General features: G+C 43.8%; 15 protein-coding genes and 1 tRNA gene. 7 read left to right on the plus strand and 9 right to left on the minus strand.

Annotated elements, in window-relative coordinates:
* Positions 1 to 7: 7 nt before the first annotated feature.
* The gene (locus G6N79_RS09345; RefSeq protein WP_103907360.1) at positions 8 to 1,204 is read right to left on the minus strand and encodes an ankyrin repeat domain-containing protein; all 1,197 of its coding nucleotides are present in this window, start codon (positions 1,202 to 1,204) and stop codon (positions 8 to 10) included.
* 32 nt (positions 1,205 to 1,236) lie between these two features.
* Positions 1,237 to 2,064, minus strand: a complete 828-nt coding sequence (locus G6N79_RS09350; protein ID WP_103907359.1) for a hypothetical protein — start codon at positions 2,062 to 2,064, stop codon at positions 1,237 to 1,239.
* A 249-nt stretch (positions 2,065 to 2,313) separates the two neighbouring features.
* Between G6N79_RS09350 and G6N79_RS09355 the strand changes: the two genes are divergently transcribed.
* Positions 2,314 to 3,126 carry a phosphatase PAP2 family protein gene (locus G6N79_RS09355; RefSeq protein ID WP_234993247.1) on the plus strand — a complete coding sequence of 271 codons (813 nt, stop codon included), beginning with the start codon at positions 2,314 to 2,316 and terminating at the stop codon, positions 3,124 to 3,126.
* Positions 3,127 to 3,137: 11 nt separating this feature from the next.
* On the opposite strand, the gene G6N79_RS09360 is transcribed toward G6N79_RS09355, so the two are convergent.
* The gene (locus G6N79_RS09360; RefSeq protein WP_103907357.1) at positions 3,138 to 3,647 is read right to left on the minus strand and encodes a hypothetical protein; all 510 of its coding nucleotides are present in this window, start codon (positions 3,645 to 3,647) and stop codon (positions 3,138 to 3,140) included.
* An 8-nt stretch (positions 3,648 to 3,655) separates the two neighbouring features.
* On the minus strand, positions 3,656 to 4,375 hold the full coding sequence (locus G6N79_RS09365) for a carboxylesterase family protein (protein ID WP_103907356.1): 720 nt from the start codon (positions 4,373 to 4,375) through the stop codon (positions 3,656 to 3,658).
* 216 nt (positions 4,376 to 4,591) lie between these two features.
* Here G6N79_RS09365 and G6N79_RS09370 point away from each other — a divergent pair, with 216 nt between their 5' ends.
* From G6N79_RS09370 to G6N79_RS09385, 4 genes are all read left to right on the plus strand, one after another.
* Positions 4,592 to 4,987, plus strand: coding sequence for a c-type cytochrome (locus tag G6N79_RS09370; RefSeq protein ID WP_103907355.1), 396 nt, complete (start codon positions 4,592 to 4,594; stop codon positions 4,985 to 4,987).
* Positions 4,988 to 5,004: 17 nt separating this feature from the next.
* Positions 5,005 to 5,280, plus strand: a complete 276-nt coding sequence (locus tag G6N79_RS09375; RefSeq protein WP_103907354.1) for an Rdx family protein — start codon at positions 5,005 to 5,007, stop codon at positions 5,278 to 5,280.
* A gap of 104 nt (positions 5,281 to 5,384) precedes the next feature.
* Positions 5,385 to 6,611 carry a metallophosphoesterase family protein gene (locus tag G6N79_RS09380; RefSeq protein ID WP_103907353.1) on the plus strand — a complete coding sequence of 409 codons (1,227 nt, stop codon included), beginning with the start codon at positions 5,385 to 5,387 and terminating at the stop codon, positions 6,609 to 6,611.
* Positions 6,612 to 6,614: 3 nt separating this feature from the next.
* Positions 6,615 to 9,656, plus strand: coding sequence for an AAA family ATPase (locus G6N79_RS09385; RefSeq protein WP_103907352.1), 3,042 nt, complete (start codon positions 6,615 to 6,617; stop codon positions 9,654 to 9,656).
* A gap of 105 nt (positions 9,657 to 9,761) precedes the next feature.
* Here the strand turns inward: G6N79_RS09385 and G6N79_RS09390 are convergent, their stop codons facing one another.
* Entirely contained in the window at positions 9,762 to 10,289 is a 528-nt protein-coding gene (locus G6N79_RS09390) for a hypothetical protein (RefSeq protein ID WP_103907351.1), read from the minus strand.
* Positions 10,290 to 10,616: 327 nt separating this feature from the next.
* Here G6N79_RS09390 and G6N79_RS09395 point away from each other — a divergent pair.
* Both G6N79_RS09395 and G6N79_RS09400 read left to right on the plus strand, forming a co-directional pair.
* Positions 10,617 to 10,698: transfer RNA gene (locus tag G6N79_RS09395), tRNA-Leu, on the plus strand.
* Positions 10,699 to 10,843: 145 nt separating this feature from the next.
* The gene (locus G6N79_RS09400; protein ID WP_103907350.1) at positions 10,844 to 12,100 is read left to right on the plus strand and encodes a site-specific integrase; all 1,257 of its coding nucleotides are present in this window, start codon (positions 10,844 to 10,846) and stop codon (positions 12,098 to 12,100) included.
* Positions 12,101 to 12,174: 74 nt separating this feature from the next.
* On the opposite strand, the gene G6N79_RS09405 is transcribed toward G6N79_RS09400, so the two are convergent.
* The 4 genes from G6N79_RS09405 to G6N79_RS09420 all read right to left on the minus strand — a co-directional run bounded on the left by G6N79_RS09405 (position 12,175) and on the right by G6N79_RS09420 (position 19,022).
* Positions 12,175 to 14,991 carry an alpha/beta hydrolase family protein gene (locus G6N79_RS09405; RefSeq protein WP_103907349.1) on the minus strand — a complete coding sequence of 939 codons (2,817 nt, stop codon included), beginning with the start codon at positions 14,989 to 14,991 and terminating at the stop codon, positions 12,175 to 12,177.
* Positions 14,992 to 15,008: 17 nt separating this feature from the next.
* Positions 15,009 to 16,067 carry a hypothetical protein gene (locus tag G6N79_RS09410; protein ID WP_103907348.1) on the minus strand — a complete coding sequence of 353 codons (1,059 nt, stop codon included), beginning with the start codon at positions 16,065 to 16,067 and terminating at the stop codon, positions 15,009 to 15,011.
* The gene (locus G6N79_RS09415; protein WP_103907347.1) at positions 16,068 to 16,769 is read right to left on the minus strand and encodes a DUF6808 domain-containing protein; all 702 of its coding nucleotides are present in this window, start codon (positions 16,767 to 16,769) and stop codon (positions 16,068 to 16,070) included.
* Between the two features lie 348 nt (positions 16,770 to 17,117).
* On the minus strand, positions 17,118 to 19,022 hold the full coding sequence (locus G6N79_RS09420; protein ID WP_103907345.1) for a hypothetical protein: 1,905 nt from the start codon (positions 19,020 to 19,022) through the stop codon (positions 17,118 to 17,120).

Consider the following 19,022-nt stretch of genomic DNA (forward strand, 5'->3'; position numbering starts at 1 on the left):
GGACATGCTAGTTCTCTTTTTGTTGTGCTAGTAATAATAATTCGACCGTTTTGTTCTTCAGGTTATCCTCTGCGGCAATCATCATCGGTGTTTGTTCCGCATTATTGGTGAGGTTGGGGGATGCGCCAAGATCCAACAGTTTCTTTACCTTTTTGTAGGTTTCGCGAGCGACCTGCTGATCATGATTGCTGTCTACAGATACAACCTTGTGCAATAAGGTGTTGCCAGTATCATCTTGATGATCAATATCGATATCCTGATGGGCCAATACCTGTTCGAATAGGCTTGCTTTCTTTTTGGCGATCCAATCCCAACCGGACACCTCCCTTTGGTAATGGGGCGAAGTGCTGGTCAGGTCTGCGCCATCTTCCAATAGCCGCAGCAATAATTTCGGATGTTCCTCCTGCTGGCCTTGGATCATCCGTAGGTATTCATGCAAGGCTTTCACCCCATCGATATTCCGCTGTTCGAAATCCATCGTTTCGTATTGTGATAGCCTGTCGTATACTTCCAGATCGAACTTATGTGCAATGGCAATGTGGTAGGCCGAAATACCATTGCTGTCCTGAAGGTTAGGTTGAGCGCCATGCGCCAGTAAGGTGTCCACAATCGACTTTTTATTGGAGTTCAATGCGAGATGCAGCGCTGTTTGTTCCACCTTATTCGTGTCGTTGATGTCTACGCCTTCAGCAAGCAATATCTGGGTATATGTTTCTAGATTATCGGGAGTTATGCCGTGTTTCTTAATGATAAGGTGTAGTAAGTTATCCTCAGCATTGGTCCTGAAATTGACCGAACAGCCAGCTTCGATTAAGGCTTGGAATATGGAGGGGTTCACTGACTTTTCAATGGCGTAACTTAACAAAGTGTGTCCATTGACTTCATCATTGATATTCTCCGATCCGGCGACAAATTCCTTCAGGAAAACGAGGTAGTCTTCATCCGCATTTCTCACGTTGAGGAGACTGCTGAATATACTGTTGTTCCAATCGTCGAGGGCATAGATGTCGCGCTCGATGGTGCCGGCATCGGCCATCGCCATCAGGAGGTCATAGCCCTTATTCCGCAGGATAGAATCATAGAATTGGGGGTAATCGTATGATTTTGCTGTGTCGGGAATGCGTGCACCCTGATTGAATAGTAGGATGGCTTCCTCAAAATTCTTGCTTTCTACAGCTTGGATAAATGGCGTCTTTTCTAGCATGGTGAAGGGTTTGTATGGATTTCAAAAAATGATTAGGGTTCAGGGAAAATTAATCCGATCTGATCAAACGTGTCGCTATCAATCGTAGGGCAGTGGAAAGTCCAATTTTCGGCATACACATCTGGATCTGGTGACATTAGTAGGATGGCTTTGCCGTCGTTTACCAACAACAACTTGACATCCTGTGTTTTGGGCAGGTTGTCATGCATCCAGTTTCCGGTTTCCTCACTCACGGTTAACCGCAGACCGGGCATGTTATGGGCAAGTTCAAGCCCTATTAGCTGCTTGATCTGAGTGGAGGCAAGGAAGGGTTCTGCAGGAATTTTCATGTTCTGGGGCATATAGGAGTCATATCCTTCCACGACATAAATGCCATCTGGACGATCGACGCTAAAAAAGGCAAGCGGTTTTGACGGATCAGGTTGCTGTCCGTTGAGGTGTATGCCTGAGATCAACCGTGTTGCATCCGTATAAATCGCATCATAGAGGTCTTCCAGGTCGCGTTCAAATCTGTCGAATTTGTCAGGAGAGTTAGCATGTATGTCCTCAGGATTCATTTTACTGAATTTTTCAATCTCTGCATCGTTAAACTGCTTCTGGAAAAGCACGGCCAAGGTGTCCTGAATAGGCTTGCTGAAGTATTTTCTCTTGTAGGCTGCAAATTCCGGTGTGGTCTTGTTCCGGATGATCTGTTCCATGTGCGCCGGGGAATAGGCCTGCAGCGCATCGTCAAATTGCATGATAATGCCCAATCTCTCCAATATGCGTAAGGACGTAGAGTCTGGCCGTTGTTTTTCCGCACGGCAACCGAAATTTCCCATGATGATGAATATGAACAGTGTGAATTTGAATAGGCGCATCTGAAGTGCTTTTAATTTCTAGTGAATTGCTACTTGCTCTTTAAACGCTAATATAATCGGTGAGATTGTCAAAATATTTGGGTGTAGATGAATTGTATACGGGGATAGCGGATTGACTACAGCCGTAAAATACCTAAGATTTGGTATGGTAAACGAAAGTGAAAATATGTATTTTGGTAGTATTAATTTAAATATTAATTATTAATACAATTAATCTGAATTTACATTGTTTTTATTTTTCGTTTGTCGATGATGTGTGTTTTGGTTTTTAAATACATTTCCCAGATTGATCGTGTCGTGGTAAAAAGTGCCGGGGTCTTACTGCTGACGATGTGTATAGGTCTTTCAGCATATGCGCAGCGGGCGGATACGGCTCGATTTCAGGAGGGTGAAGCTGTGGATGGGAAAGTATCCCCAATGTATCACCGTGAATATGCCGTTCCGGCCGTATTCTTGACGTTTGGGATTGTATCGCTCCGCAATCCCTACATCAAACATCAGGACCGCGGGCTACGCGACGGGTTGCAACGGGACAACCATGATCGCTTTCCGATCGATGACTATACGCAATATGTACCGACGGCCTCTTTTTTGGCGTTAGATCTGCTCGGGGTCGAAGCAAAGCATAATTTTAAGTCGCGATTATTTACGGGTTTAGTAGCGCATGGACTGATGGCCGGGACAGTCAACCTGATGAAGGGAAGCCTGCCCGTCATGCGACCGGACCATTCCGCAGCTAACTCTTTCCCTTCAGGACATACGGCAACCGCATTTGTAGGGGCAGAGCTGATGTGGCAGGAATACAGGCACCAATCCGTCTGGTATGGCGTTTCGGCGTATGCAGTCGCTGCAGGAACCGGCTTTTTCAGGATGTACAATAATAAACATTGGTTTTCAGATGTCGTAATGGGGGCAGGGGTAGGCATTTTAAGCGTCAAAGCGGCCTATCTGCTGCTCCCTTTGGTGGAAGGCAGGTTGAAGGGAAAGAAACGCGCATACGTCCTGATTCCGACCTATAATGGGGAGCAATATGGGCTATCGTTGCACTGTAGCCTCCATTGAGGGGATATTTCCTATAGATTGATGCTGTCATACGCCCATTGCAACAGGGCTTGTCGCTGTTTGGGGCGACATTGCAGGTCTCCGAAATGGCAATTTCCCTTTACCTGTGCCGCATGTCTTTTCATCGCTTTCCAACGCTTGATCTGTCGCAGGTCATCCTCAGATCGTCTGCCCATAAAGTACCGACAGTACCATTGAAACCATCCGCGCGGATCTTGGGGATGAATCCAGCCTTTTTCGAGCCATATTTTACGGGGCTGCGAAGCAATGATCTGGAAATAGTTCAGCTTGGGGTCGCCAAATGGGCTTTCTCCCACGTAAAGTTTGGCGTTTGCAAACCATGATGTCGGGAACTCTTCGGTGCAATCCGTCAAGTATCTACCGCCAAAAACGCCAAGCTCCAGCATTTCCGCAGGGCTTAGTTCGGGTTGGAATTCCGGATGGAAGTCCTGGCCCATAGCTGCGGTCAGGGTATAGCTATAGTCCTGCTGCATGCGGTCATGGACGTGGATGACGGTCATGGTGCTGCTTATTTTCTTTTCTTGCTGTAGGTAAGGGCCTTGTCGTTCTTTTTGTAACGGAACATGAAATCATAGATCTTCTCGCCATGAAATAACCGCTCCACACTTCCGTGCGTACCGCCGGGGATGATCGTTAGGGTCGCATCGGCGTTCTTATCGCATTTCTTGATCGCATTGTAGATCTTTTTGGATTCGGATGCTGGAACAGCCGTATCGGCACTTCCATGCTGGATCCATAGCGGTACCTGCGTTAGGTTGCAGGCATAGCTTTTGGTGCCTCCTCCGCAGATGGCGACAGCTGCAGCAATGCGGTCCGGATACTTACCGGCTACATCCATGGTGCCGTAGCCTCCCATGCTCATGCCGCACACATAAACGCGCTGTTCATCAGCTGGATAATCCTTTAATACCTTATCCAATACTTCAATTACTTTGTCAGGGTTCCAGCCGTTGGAAGTTTGCGGTGCAATGACGATGGCGTCAAGATCTTTTCCGCGCTCAATGGCACGTAATACCCCATAGCGCTTCACGCGGTTCAGGTCATGGCCAGAAAGACTCCGTCCGTGCAGGAAGATAATAACAGGAAGTTTATCAGTGGGTTTCAGGTTGGTCGGCGTGCGAACCCAATAGGAGTAGCCAGATTTTGATTTATACGACTTTAGCTGTGCAGAACTGCCAAATGCAACGCATAGCAGCAGACTCAGCGTCAATAGGAGATGTTTTGTCATTATATTACATTAATTAATAGCGGATTAGCTCCGAATAATGCCTGTGAATTACTGTGATTTTAAAACAAAGTTCGCAAGATAGCAACTCTGCTATTTCTGTACAAATAAGTTTATTCAAGAACTTGATACTAAGTGCAATATAATTTTCATGACATTTCTATTACATTTCTGCTCGTATTTTATTATCTTGGGGTACCATTTAGAAATTGAAGAGCTATGAAAAGAAAAATAATCACACTCGTCGCATTATGTGCGATGGTGGCAGGGCTAAGTGCCTTTCATCATGCAGATCAGGAGCACCCTCGTCCAACCAACCTGAAAGTCCTGCCGAAGAACATCAGCCATGAGGAATTGGACAAGACAATGAAATCATTCAATATGGCATTGGGCGTAAAATGTAACCATTGCCATGCGCCAAAGGCGAATGGCGAGAAAGGGTTAGACTTTGCTTCGGATCAAAATCCAAAGAAAAATGTCGCTCGGGAGATGATCAAGATGACGAAAAAAATCAATAAGAAATACCTTAACCACGAACATGATGGGATGGTCATGAACATTTCCTGCAATACCTGTCATAACGGAAAAACAGAACCTTTTACCATTGAAAAATAATTGATTAAACTAGTTCAATGAAACCTTTGGTTCGTATAACATATTGTCCCAAATGTGGTTGGATGCTTCGCGCGAGTTACATGTCGCAGGAGCTGCTGACCACCTTTGTGGATGATATTCAAGGGGTGCAGTTGGAACCCAGTGAAATTGCGGGTCGTTACACAGTTTTTGTCGATACGGAAGAAATTTTCGACCGGAAAAGGGAAGGGCGCTTTCCCGAAATCAAGGAACTTAAACAATTGGTTCGCAACAGGGTAAACCCGGACAAGGACCTGGGCCACGCTGACCACTAGATGCATTTTCTTACCTGTTCTTTACCTAATCTTTCACATTTCTTAACCTTTATACCATTAAAAAATCTGTATTTTTAACTTTCACCACAACAGATTTTTTGTAAATGCGCATATTACACACTGCAGATTGGCATTTGGGTAAAAAGCTTGATTTCTTTTCCCGTTTGGAGGAACAGCGGGAGGTCATGGACGAAATCTGTCAGATCGCGGACCGCGAAGAGGTTGACCTCGTCGTTGTCTCCGGCGATCTGTATGATACCTTTAATCCACCCATTGAAGCCACAGAATTACTGTATAAAACCTTAAAAAGATTAACGAACAACGGTAAGCGTCCCGTAATCGCTATCGCCGGAAACCACGACTCCCCAGATCGGGTGGATTCTCCAGATCCACTGGCACGTGAGTGTGGGATATTCTTCTTCGGTCAGCCAAACCTGGTGACCAAGCAATTGACGGTGGAAGGGGCATTCGATGTCATCCGTTCAGATGAAGGATTTGTAGAGTTAAAGATCCCAAAGTATTATTATCCAATACGTATACTATCCACAGCATTCGCCAATGAAATGCGATTGAAACAGTTCCTCGGCTTTGAAGATAAGGCTGCGCAATTGCAGGAAGTGCTGAAGGAACGCTGGCGGAACCTAGCGACCCAATATTGTGATTCCTTCGGGGTAAACCTCCTGACCACCCACCTCTACATGCTGAAGCGTGGGGGCGAAGTCCTGGAAGAACCGGAAGGAGAAAAACCCATTCGGTTGGGCTATGCGGATCTGGTCTATTCGGATAGTATTCCGGCACAGATCCAATATACGGCATTAGGTCACCTGCACCGTTTCCATGAAATTGGTCAAGGTGATGCTCCCGTCATCTATCCAGGTAGTCCTTTGGCGTATTCCTTCTCCGAGGCTGGACAGAAGAAGCAAGTGGTTCTTGTGGACTTGGAACCCAATAAACCGGCGCAATACAGCACCGTAACATTGGAAAAGGGAAGGCAATTGCACCGCAAGCGCTTTCATTCGATCGATGAAGCGGTCGTGTGGCTGCATGAAAATCCACATGCCTTGGTAGAATTAACCCTCGAGTCCGACGAATTCCTTTCGGCAATCGATCTCAAGCGGATCCATGAAGCCCATGATGGCATCATCCATATCATCCCGATCGTCAATAGAAAACAGGAACCAGGCTGTACGGTACAGTCCGTAAACCTGGATCAGGATATGAAGGATTTATTCAAGGATTTTTTCCGTTCCAAGTATGGACAGGATCCAAATGATGAACTGATGGCCCTATTTGATGAGGTCGCTGCAAATACCCTAGAAAAAGAAGATTAACATATGCTGCCACTATATTTAAGTATAGAAGGACTATATTCCTACCAAGAAAAACAAGAAATTGATTTTACCGAGCTCACCGAAGCCGGTCTCTTTGGGATCTTTGGCGCGGTAGGGTCGGGAAAATCGTCCATATTGGAAGCGATCAGTTTTGCGCTGTATGGTGAAACCGAACGGTTGAACAAAACCGATAGGCGCTCCTACAACATGATGAACCTCAAATCCAATCAGGCGATGATTGTTTTTGAGTTCCTCAACTTCGAGCAGAAGAAATACAGATTTGTTGCGCAATGGAAGCGTCGCAAGAATTTTGAGGATACCACCACCATCGAGCGCACGGCCTATGAGTGGATCGGAGATGGTTGGATTCCGCTGGATTCTGCCGATGGTTCCCATGTGACCAATCTTTCGTACGCCAATTTCCGACGGACCATCATCATTCCACAGGGTCAATTCAAGGAATTCCTGGAATTGCGCGGCAAAGACCGTTCGGAAATGATGAAGGAGATCTTCTACCTGAATAAATTCGACCTAGGGCCGAAGGTTGGCTTCCTGCAGGCCGGCAATAACCGGAAGCTGGAAAACCTGAAGGGTGCCCTGTCGGGGTTTGAGAGCGTGTCGGCAGATGCGCTGGAAAGCAAGAAGAAGGAAGTCGTGGAGGCGAAGGAAACGCTTGCACAAACCAAGGTGTCCTATCAGGAGTTATTGGGCAAGGTGCAATCCCTTCAGGAATTCAAAGACAAGCAACTGGAGGTACAGCAGAAAACTGCCCAGTTTGAGGAGCTCAACAGCCGTAAGGAGAAGGTGAAGCAGCAAGAGGCCGAACTGAACCGGTATGAACGGACTTCACAGGCTTTCCGTGAGCCATTGAACTATATCCAATCGCTGAATACCGAAAGGGAGACATTGATCCATAAGATCGAGAACTTCCAAGTGGTCAAAGAGCGGCAGTTGCGCGAAATCGATGTGGTGGAAAGGGAGATTGCCAATATACAGGCGGATTATCTCAACATCAATGGACTCCGTGCGCAGGCTGAGGATTATAAGCTGATTTCCCTGATCAAGGAAAATGAGCGCAAAGAGGTCGAACTGCAGAATAGATTGGCGAAAGGTGCCCCCTTTGTGGAGCGCTCCAAAGAATCGGAACTTAACCTGGCCAAAAAGCTCGAGCAGGCGGAGATCAACCTGGAGAACCTCAAATCGGAGAAAGTGGATACTTCCCAACTCATTGAGATGGAAAAATGGTACCAACGGAAAGATACTCTCAAACAGCAGTTGGATGCTGCCGAAAAGGAAATCAGCCAATACCAAACGGAGTTGGAAGCCGATATCAAGATCTTTAACCAAGCAGGGTATACCGAGGACAACTGGGGACAGGTGATCCAGAATGAATTACTACTGATTGAGGATAAATACGGCAAATTACGGGAACAGGAAACCCACTTACAGGTGCAGGCGCAGTTGAGTCGCTTTGCCACCGATCTGCAACCGGGATCGCCCTGTCCACTCTGTGGTGCTTTGGACCATCCAGAGCCAACCGTCAATGCGCATGTGCAGGACGAACTGCATAAGCTGAACCAGGAGAAGTCTGTCTTGGAGCAGGAGCGTACGTCCTTCGTGAACTTGCGTGATCAGCTGACCAAGGCCTCCATAGCGATGCAATCCAAACGTGGACAGCATGACCGTATCAGCGCCATTCAGCAGCGTAGCGCGGAGGAAATGACGGTCCATGGCGGTCTTTTCCAGTGGCCGGGCTATTCACCGGACGATATCGGTGCGTTCGAATCCCAGAAACAGCAACTGAAGACCAATGAGCAGCAGACGGCAGCGATGGAGGCTGAAGTGAAATTAATCCGTCAGGACCTGCAGAAGAGCAAGGAGAACATTGCCCGCTTTGAAAAGGAACTGGATGCCATCCGCGCGGAGATTGCCGTCGTACAAGGCGTTAGCCAGCACAGCAAGTCCGGATTGCAACAGTTGAACTTCGCCGAATTTGAAGGACGCGATCTGGAGGAGGTACGCAAGATGAAACTGCAACTCGACCAGCATATCGTACAGCTGGAGGGGAATTACCTCAGCCTGAACCAAAAATTGAACACCTACAAGACCAAGTTGGCCGAAGTAGTCGGTCAGTATACCGCTGCCAAGGACCAGCTGAGTATCTATAACCAACAGTTGAAGACCCGGCAGGAGCAGATTGCCAAACTCCTGCGCGAATATGGCTTCGCCGATATCACCCAGGTGCAGTCCATTATCCAGCGCGTTATTCCCGTTGAGCAGATCCGTCAGGAGATCCAACAGTATTTTGTCCGTTTGGAAGTGCTGGAATCGCAGATCAAAAGCCTCAATGAATTCCTGGCATCCAAGGAATTTTCGGAAGAGGACCTGGAAACGACCAACAAACTGTTTGAATTCAAGAAAGAGGAGTTGGAGTTGCAATTGGCGTTGACCGGTGGTCTCGAGAAAGAACTGGCGCACCTGACCCTCGAATTTGGGAAAAAGGAAAAGCTGTTGGAAGAATTCGACATGTTGAATAACCGCGGTTCCAACCTCAAGACGCTGGAAAACCTATTCAAGGGCAATGGTTTCGTGAATTACGTGTCCAGTATCCATCTCCGGCAGATGTGCGAGATGGCCAACCACCGTTTCCACCGCCTGACAAGGAACCAACTCAGCCTAACGATCAACGATAGCAATGAGTTCGAGGTTATCGACTTCCTGAACAACGGGTTCCGCCGTTCAGTGAAGACGCTTTCCGGCGGACAGAGCTTCCAAGCCTCGCTATGCCTGGCATTGGCATTGGCCGAGAATATCCAATCGCTCAATAAATCAGATAGGAACTTCTTCTTTATCGATGAGGGCTTTGGTACGCAGGATGCTGAGAGCATCAATACCGTATTCGACACGCTGCAGTATCTGCACCAGGAGAATAGGGTAGTGGGTATCATCTCCCACGTAGAAGAACTGAAGGAGCGCATTCCGATGTCCGTTACGGTTGTCAAGGACCATGAGGATGGTTCCCAGCTGTATCCTTCATGGAAATAGAGCAGGAGACCCGAAATATGTAAAACAAGAAAGGCCCCGCATCACTGCGGGACCTTCTCAATTAAACATATAACCACTAACTAATAAAAATTTTAATATCGCTTTCTAGCTGTTTGAACTTTCTACAGTTTTCTCTTCTACTTCTTTTTCTACCGGCATCTTGCGGTCCATTCCCTTACGCTTCATTTGGCGATCTTTGAAATTGCGCTGTCCGTCGCGGTTGAATCTATCTTTGCGGTTCTCCGCCATTTTATTTTTCATGATTTCCTGCTGCTCTGGAGTCAGTAACTTCTGGAACTCCTCACGCTCCGCTTTCATCTCTCTGCGACGAGCATCGCGCTCCACCTGCATTTCCTCATGTTTTACTTTCCATTTTTTCGCTTGGTCCAAATGGTAAGCATATACTTCTTTTTTCTGAGCTTCTGTGAACTTTAGCTCCTTATCCAAACGATCGGTCTTCAGTTGTGCGATCTCTTCAGGTGTTTTCTTTTGCAAACGGTCTGCACGGTGGTGCTTGCGGTGCTTAACTTCCTGACGAACCTCTTTCTTATGCTGAACGCGAGTAGAGTCCTGTGCGTATGCTGAAATACTTAATCCTGCGAATAATGCTGCTAATGTTAATATCTTTTTCATATCTCAATTTCTTTTAATGTTTTTCATTCGTGTTTCTTACCTTTTGGAGTGTTTTGCGGTAGTGAACGTTTAATCTGCAATATGTTAAACTTTGTTAACGCTTTTCGATCAACTACCCGCTCCATTGGGTTTTAAGAATAGATAGAAAAATGCCCTTAAGGTTTATTTTTCTATCCGTTAAAAACTGTTAAGACGTGATTTTGGTGGGAAATAGGGGCGGCTTGAAAAATAAAATGGCTTAAAATCAGTTAGTTTTGTGGTAACCGTAATTTTATTTTTGGATAATAAAGGATAAGCCCTATATTTGCATCGTTCCAAAGGGAATAAGCCCAGGTGGCGGAATTGGTAGACGCGTTGGTCTCAAACACCAATGAAGCAATTCGTGCCGGTTCGATCCCGGCCCTGGGTACTAACGGTAAAGCGGGTTTCAGTGAAACTCGCTTTATTTGTTTAAAAACCCCCTTTCCGGAACGCAAACCAACCCTTGACTCGGGTAATTTATTAATCCATTTCGGAAATTTTGCTAACATCGGTGTTAACATGAATTTCTGAGTATGGGAATCGTTAATAATGAACCCGGAACTATGTTCAAGTTTTCCACCAAACTTCATGTGCACAAGCATCGTGTGAAAAAAAACGGCTATGTTGCCATTAATATTCAGGTAAATATTTCCACTCCAGGAAATTTAGATCGTGATTATTTCCCATTGAGCCTTGATTGGCCACTGGAACTAATTGATTTTGACCAAAGCATCCTGAATCCAAGATTTAAAGGAGATTCCGATGCGAATGATTTCAATATGATCATTATGTCGGAACGGTCTCGCATCAATGAGATAGCCAAAATTTATAGATTGTCCGGAAGGTACTTAAATACGGATATCCTAAAGCGTGAGCTATTCTATTTCGACACTTCCAAATCGGTCATCGGATATTTCATCAAACGTAGGCGTGAGCTAATGAGATTAAAGGTCATATCGGAACAGACTTGGAAAAATTATGGATCTACAATAAAGGCCCTGGAGGAATTTAACCAGAACCTAAGATGGGATCAGGTCAGCGTTAAGTTTATGTTTGAATTCCGGTCTTGGTTAAAGAAGAGGAGGAAGGCAAATGGCAATCTAATCAGCCATAATACTGTTTGGACCAGGATAAAGGATATAAAAGCCTTGTTCGGCAATGCGAAGGATGAAATTCAGGTTTTTGTACCTCAGGATGTTATTGATTTTCCCAACCCATACGTCGAGAGTGAATCTACCTATTTAAATAAGGAGGAGATAGTGCGTTTGATCCAGCAAATGGATGCTGATGTATTGAACCCTACACAATTTAATGTGTTGAAGGCCTTTTTATTTTGCTGCTTTTCGGGTATCCGGATATCAGATTTGTACAATTCAAAATATTCCTGGATGTTTTCCGATAATTTCATGAAGTTCACCATGCAGAAGAATTCTGAGCGAAAACCAAAAACCATAACTATCCCTTTGATTCCAATAGCTAAGGTATTTATTTATGGTACAAATGGAAATTTATTTGAGCTACCTACTATGCAGGAATATAATCGGAGCCTTAAGGATCTAGCTGGATTTGCAAAGATTGATAAGGTTATTACCTCACATGTGGCCAGGCATACTTTTGGTTATTTGATCATGAAATACGTCGGCGACATCTATCTGTTGAAAAAGCTCCTCGGACATTCAAAGATAGCTACGACGGAAAAATATGCCCATGTAGATGATGAGGATAATTATGAAAAAACCCTTCAAATTCAGGGAGATTTTGAAGGGTTGTGGAAAATGAAAAATGTTTAATAATTTATTGTGATAAAAGAATTTATCGTTATTTTCTATATTAATCCCCCTACCGAGATAGGGGCTTGGTTTGGTTAATCAAATCGTTTAAAAAACTGCAACATTTCTACCCAAGCAACCGGAATGTTATTCAGAACGCCCCCCAACTTTGTCTGAACGTTCACGAATGGGCCAGCCGTATCAGTTGTGTGGTGAGGGTCTCCGCTACCAGTTGGCATATCCCTAAACTCAAAGATGCCTCCGCCTTTCCTAGTCCATTTTTGAACGGCTTTTAAATGCTGGTAAATCCAACTATCATCTGGAGCGCAAAATGCCTTACTTGGCACATGGTCGATTTTAGTATAATTCAATGGCAATAATTGAATAGGCTTATAGCTGTCGGGGAATTGTTCTTCCGGTGTGTCCATTAATACCCCGCACCAGCACGAAACATATCCGACAAACTTTTCGGCGTGCTGCAAAAGAAATGATCTACTCCCAGCGCTATAGTAAGGTGTTACGGTCGTATCTCCATCAACAATGAATAATGGTGAAACATCGCCCTCAACTCCGAAGCTCCTCATGGAAGCTTCCTTTTCAACATTTGTATACCCAAAATTATTGCCGAATGGTGTTGGAGTCGCCGCAAGGAATACTTTTGATTTTACCGGAATGGAAGTTGTGTACTGTATGTTACCAACCTGAACGCCGCCCTGCGATTTTCCGAACAGATGCACTCCATCGGCACGAACATTGAAATTTTGAATTATATAATTATATACGCTCTGCGAACAAGCTGAATTATCCGGACATCCTGTGTATTGTGTAACCCCTGGGTATTTACTCGACCACGAGAACATATCAAATACTGCATAACCCTCATCCAATAGATACTGAACGTAAGGCTTATAAGGAGCATAGAAATCCAACAACTGCGTACCTGCTGAAGAATGCGCAAAATATATCAATCTTACTGGAGTCCCCTTTGGGTCGTAGTTCTTTGGTAGCCTGATAATACCGTGCGTGTAATATGAATTTGCGTCATACTGTGCGGGCCCATTTGCCTGACCCTGATCCAACATATCCCTGCCATTGGCGTTGGTCGTGACATTGACCATGAATGACATTACGTTATTCCCGGTCTCATTGTTGTTCATTGTATAAACATCGCCTGAGAATTTTCCGTTTATCTTCAACGATGGCAAGCTGGTAATAACGCCTGAATCCGTTCTGTTTACATGTAGCTTAACGTATTCAGTTCTGGAATCGCACTTAAACTCGTTTCCGGTCAGTAATGTTCTGGAAATAAACGCAAATCTATCGTCGTATTGATGCAGGTAGACGTTATATGCAGTCAGTTCGTTTTTATTGATGGAAAATTTACCCTTTAGATTCAGGTATCTTGGTGTCCTGAAATTCTTGTGGAATTCAGCATCCTTCCATGCTTTATCTTGCTGAACAGCAGGTAATAGTCCGGTGGAATCAACCGAACCCCTTGCCATATCAACGATAACGTTCTTGACAATAGACTTTGACTCCGTTTCGGGCATAAATTCAGGATTGAACACATCTCGTTCGATAGGTTCCGACCAAGGTTGATATGGCAATGCAACGCTTCCCGGATTAATCTGTAGCGTTTCGAGCCATGTGAATGAGCTATCCTTAACCAACGTCCTTACAAACCCTGTTATTGGTGAAATGAACGTTTGACTGACGCCTGAGCCACCTAAAATAGATGAATCCACCGTAGTGTCATTTGCATTCTTAAAGAAATACAGATTCCTACCGACTACGCTCATTGTCTTCCCTACAACGGTATATGATTCCCCCTGCACCACCGGGATGGGATGCGACATATTAAATCCATTCCTTGTCTGCAATACTCCGCTGACAACATCGTGGTTTAAGAGGATGTCAGCTTTATTGAATAGGTTATTGCTCGTTGGCTCAATATTCTTTACAATAAACGTTTCCTTTGACATGTATTTACCCAATGCCAGAATATCAAGGTCAAGTGCATTAATATCCTGCGAACTCTCATTGCTCAAATACACGCCTAAATGCTTAGCTGTTTCAGGAACTTCAACCTCATGTTCAAGGACGGTATTTCCGGTGTCATTAAGCAGGTCATGGAATTGGCTTCCCAATGCGATAGGATCATCGGTAAAATAACCAATCCTGAACCTATTGCCCTGAACACTTGGGCGTACAACCTTAAATCTCTTCTGCTCTCCAATTGCAATCGTGAACATTACACCGGTGGCAAATCCTGCTACTGCAGGTGTAGAATTTAACGTAATCCTTGTTCTCTGATAAGGCTTAGGCTCAACCAAAGCACTATAAATAGGGTCTACATATTTATATGTTGCATCACTCGTAGGAGCTAACTGATTCCCGACCTCGATGACCTGTGTTGACCCAAGAACCTCCCAGTCAGTAGCATTTGCCGATGGTGCCTGCGAAGTATCCACTTTTGCTCGGTAAATGGTAGTACCCACAGTTTTGACAGTATCCTTAGAATAATTGCCGGTAGTGAATTCTGATATTTTTGAAGAACTGTCAGGAAGCTTTATTCTTAATACACGGCTATAATCTAATCCATCAAATTGAGCGAAAGCGAATTCATCATCGGCGATAGTAATAGTTCCCTCCACAACTTTATTATAGGTTCCCGGACCAAGAATTGTCCATTCATTAATATTAAATTCTGATAGAGTAGATCCAGGGAGAGGAAAGGTTTCAGGTAATCCGGCTGTATTTGATAAACCCGTTAAATCTATTTTACTTTTAATCCACTGGTATAGTTCTTTAAATGTCACGCCTCGAAAACCATTTTCATATGCATATTGCCCTAGCAAGAATGCTGTTTCAAAATCATCGATTGGTGCCAATTGATTCACTTTTGATTCCATTTCAATTATATTTTAGTTTAGGTAATTGTTAAATATTGAGGTGTAGCACCGATCTCTGGATGGTACTGGCTTGTGTCTGCTAATCGGAAACTGAATGTGTGGCCATTTAAACTCCCCTTGATCTCTTCCGCTTTATTTTCTGTCATAACGATTGGAACCAAGTTCCCCTGGTATAAGAAATATCGAACTTTGCTGGCCATAAAATCCAAATATTGTCTGTGATCATCCTTGGTCGACATGTATCCGGAATTCTTTTCAAATTCGATTCCTAATTCATTGAAATATTCATGTTCGATTTCTTCGATTATTGCCGTCTGTGCAACGTTCTTGTGCCTAATGAGCATCTCGCCATTTAATACCAGCGTGTCCCATCCACCTAATCGATTTTGATAGAAAAATACATCCGATTGGAATTCATAATGTTCCTTAAAGAAGAACCGCTTAAACCTGACCTCCTGTCCCTTGGTATTTACTGTGAATGCTTCGAAATAGACATATTCTCCACCAAGGTGATAGATCATTTTTCCAGGATTGAGATTGACCGATTGCAGCTTATTCGCTTCAAGTTTACCCAGTGTTTTTACAACTTCACTGCCGTCCACCATCCTGGCGCGGATCCTGATGCTCTCTTCTTCCAATGGTAGCGCTGTCAGGTAAAGCGGTTGGTGGTAATATGCCTGACTGTGCTGAGGCGTTAAATTCAACCAAAAGTTTCGGAAGTAGGAGGAAATATCCTTGATTGAAGTATGCAAATAGCCTTTCAAAATTTTATAGGACCTGATTATTTCCTCTTCTCCATCGGTAAAGGTTAATTTCAGGTCTTGGATAGCCAAATCATGGACAGTAATCTGATTGGTATAGATTGGCAGGGTAAATCCCATGAAAGAATGCACCAAGTGTTTTATCTGGATATTTAAAACGCCATCCTGAGGAGGAGCATTATATTCCTCCTGCAGCAATAAACTGCCACCCAACTCCATTTTAAGCCCGATTGTTGGTTTGTCAGATCGGAACCTCAAATTGGGTAGGTTCAGAGAATAATTGTAAGCATCTGGTTCTTGTGCAATCGTAATCATTTAAAATTGAATTAGATCGTAGGATATTCCAAGCGAAGCTCCCCAGGTAATGCCCTGAGGGGTGATGACCGGCCCGGCCGTAACGCCTAATCCCCACCTGGGTGATTTGGGAATCTTATTCACATCATATACATCCGAAATAACAACCCTTGGATCACTGGCCATGATGGCCGATCGATATTGGTACCTGGAGAATATGTTCTTCCTATAGGGGGCATGAGCCTGTGTAAGGCGTATTTTAGCAGTAGGGTAGATGGAGTCGTTCTTCAGATTTACTTTAACATCAAATACAGGATCCTTCTGGAGAACCAACCATTCCGTTTTCAAAACGGTGTCAATAATTCGTTCGCCTTTTCCCTTTCCCGCTGCTGTGACCAATGCAGATGATAAACGATCGATTTCCTTGGTCGCCACCTTGAGTGCAATGGCAAGTGTATCGGCTAATCCCTTACTGACATATCCATCTACTGGCCCCGTCGTTCTCACGGTATTGTAGATATAAGTCACTTTGGAGCTATCAGCATAAAAAATAGTGTCAATAGGTGATAGTGGAACAGCACCATTCGCCTTCAGGGCATTATCATATTGTTCCTGTAGCGTCCGATTTTCCTTGTTTTTAGCATTATAATTTCGGTATAGTATAACACAGGCAACACTGGTCAAAACCAGCAATAAAATCAATGTAAATGTGGTCTTCTTCATGGCATTACTTTATTAATTTCCTTATTTGTTGATTCCCTGATCAAGGAATCGTTTGATTGCGTCTCCTTGTCTCGCATCACATAATCAAATAATCTGTTCCGGACTTCGTCAAGCTGCCGGTCTTTTACAGCGATGATAGAATCTTTCCGTTTTTCAGCTTCCAAACAATTGGCCGCTGCGCTTCTTAGTCGATGCTCTCCTAATCCGCCCCACGTGATCAATGCCACCAATAAAATAGTCAACAAGGTCAGTTTGACATTTTTATTGAGAGCGTTAAATATCGGTTCGAACAGCTTTAGAAACATGATGTAAAATTCCAATTGTGAGCGGGGTATTTAAAGGACAGCGCTAGGCCTCTAGGAAATCTGCATTAATGGGTGAAATACTCGTAAGGCCAATGGTATACTGGAGCTTTTTTATCAAAAAATTGCGTCCGCGGATATGAACCTTTTCCAAAACATTTAAGTTTTTCAGATCCACTATATTTAACTCAACAGTGGCATTCAAGCTAACTTTATCCCTTTCAATCCATTCAGCAAAATTTTTGTGATAGGTTTCAAACAAGCCGAATTCACCATCCCACGATAGTATATTTGGTCCAGTAGTATTTTTTTCCAGATTCCCTCCTAATCCCGGATATCTTTTGTTTTCATCCTCTTTAATCGATCTCCTGCCCTGGAAGAATGTTAGGTAGATTTCATTTGGCCTATTGTTTCGATCGATATCTTTGAATCCGGGAACAGACCATTCATGCCTTGGACCTTCATTAGAATATGTGGAATATAATAGAGCAGGGTACATGGGCAATGGAATAGCGTTAGAAATCATATTGAAACTTTCTCTCTTTCCCTTTTCAACAGAAAAATTAAAACCATTATCCTCAAGAGAGTAATTGATTTGGTGTTCATTAACTGTTCCATTAATTTCTCTTATCGACACCTCTTGAACTTCTTTTTTAAAGATTTGGCTCAAAACGACAAATTTATTTTCATAAAATTTAGTTTCATCCAATTGGTATGGTTCCCTCATCATTCCATACATGTCATCAACTTGCTTGGAGGCTGAAATATTAGCCTTTTCGTCCGTCTTAGATTCATACCCATATAGATATTGTTTACCAGTTTCGAACTTTAGATTCAAAGTAGAACTGATTTTCATGGACCAATCAATTGATGCGTCTGCCGATAAAATATCACTGTTGCCAAGAATTGTTAATTTTCCTTTAGTGGCCGTCATAGTCATACAGAACAGATTGAGTAATGATTTTACAAAATCGTTTGATCGTACAGAGGGAAGAAAATCATTCAATTCAATATAAGGCTCACTATAATATGGCGATTGTGGAGTTGGCCTGGGGTTTGAAACCAATGGAGGAAAATGACCTATTTTATTGTAGAACGACATGTCGGCAGATTCCCGTTTGTGCCATTCACTGAAATAATAGGTGGGCAACAGTAGGTCATAAAGATAACCCCGTCTAAATGGATTGTTAAGAAGGATATTGCCGAATATTGCATCGAATAGATAGCCAATACGGAATTGGGGAAAAATGTTGGCATGACTGTTTCTCTTGTTATTGTTGCCATCCTGATGCTCTTCAAGTAAGAACCTTCCGTTCATAGGATTGAACATATTAATATATTCTTGGTCCTGTGCTTTATATCTATCTTTTTTCTGATAATACTCGAATCTTCCAAACGGACTAATACCCTTATGAATTTCACTATAATTTGTAAATGGGTGGTTTTCATTGACAAGTACGATGGGTCCGGCAACCATATCCCCTCGAGAACCGCTCCCCAATTCATCTGCCCATCGTGCGTAGTTGTAGGCAAAATTTAAAGAGTTGTTGAAATCCACCATATTGTAGCTCCCGGGAAAATATTTTCTTCCAATGTCCAGGGTGTTCATTGGCGCCTTCAGATATTCATTGAAGTCAATGCCAATAAATTGTAGTTTGATATCGGTGAGAAACTCTAGAAATACAACATGTCCCTTCAAAATTTCAATCGAATTGAATCGTATGGAACAGGATTTATTTAATTTGCTCGCATTCCCATTTACGCCATAACTTGCAATCCGATCAGGAAATCCAAATGCCTTAAGGTTCCTCGGGGTTGGCGGAATTTCAAAATTCAAAGAATATGGCGCCGGAATCCGATCCTCGGTCATGAGTGGGTTTTCAACCGTAATTGCCAATTGTATATCCTTATGGAGGTCAACGCTGATATCAGCAATAATAATTTCAAGCAT

The organism is Sphingobacterium lactis (assembly GCF_011046555.1).
GTDB classification, from domain to species: domain Bacteria; phylum Bacteroidota; class Bacteroidia; order Sphingobacteriales; family Sphingobacteriaceae; genus Sphingobacterium; species Sphingobacterium lactis.

Bases quoted from the DNA above. Each gene is read 5' to 3' on its own strand.
- G6N79_RS09345 (WP_103907360.1), bottom strand. From the start codon at position 1,204: ATGCTAGAAAAGACGCCATTTATCCAAGCTGTAGAAAGCAAGAATTTT.
- G6N79_RS09350 (WP_103907359.1), bottom strand. From the start codon at position 2,064: ATGCGCCTATTCAAATTCACACTGTTCATATTCATCATCATGGGAAAT.
- G6N79_RS09355 (WP_234993247.1), top strand. From the start codon at position 2,314: ATGATGTGTGTTTTGGTTTTTAAATACATTTCCCAGATTGATCGTGTC.
- G6N79_RS09360 (WP_103907357.1), bottom strand. From the start codon at position 3,647: ATGACCGTCATCCACGTCCATGACCGCATGCAGCAGGACTATAGCTAT.
- G6N79_RS09365 (WP_103907356.1), bottom strand. From the start codon at position 4,375: ATGACAAAACATCTCCTATTGACGCTGAGTCTGCTGCTATGCGTTGCA.
- G6N79_RS09370 (WP_103907355.1), top strand. From the start codon at position 4,592: ATGAAAAGAAAAATAATCACACTCGTCGCATTATGTGCGATGGTGGCA.
- G6N79_RS09375 (WP_103907354.1), top strand. From the start codon at position 5,005: ATGAAACCTTTGGTTCGTATAACATATTGTCCCAAATGTGGTTGGATG.
- G6N79_RS09380 (WP_103907353.1), top strand. From the start codon at position 5,385: ATGCGCATATTACACACTGCAGATTGGCATTTGGGTAAAAAGCTTGAT.
- G6N79_RS09385 (WP_103907352.1), top strand. From the start codon at position 6,615: ATGCTGCCACTATATTTAAGTATAGAAGGACTATATTCCTACCAAGAA.
- G6N79_RS09390 (WP_103907351.1), bottom strand. From the start codon at position 10,289: ATGAAAAAGATATTAACATTAGCAGCATTATTCGCAGGATTAAGTATT.
- G6N79_RS09400 (WP_103907350.1), top strand. From the start codon at position 10,844: ATGGGAATCGTTAATAATGAACCCGGAACTATGTTCAAGTTTTCCACC.
- G6N79_RS09405 (WP_103907349.1), bottom strand. From the start codon at position 14,991: ATGGAATCAAAAGTGAATCAATTGGCACCAATCGATGATTTTGAAACA.
- G6N79_RS09410 (WP_103907348.1), bottom strand. From the start codon at position 16,067: ATGATTACGATTGCACAAGAACCAGATGCTTACAATTATTCTCTGAAC.
- G6N79_RS09415 (WP_103907347.1), bottom strand. From the start codon at position 16,769: ATGAAGAAGACCACATTTACATTGATTTTATTGCTGGTTTTGACCAGT.
- G6N79_RS09420 (WP_103907345.1), bottom strand. From the start codon at position 19,022: ATGCTTGAAATTATTATTGCTGATATCAGCGTTGACCTCCATAAGGAT.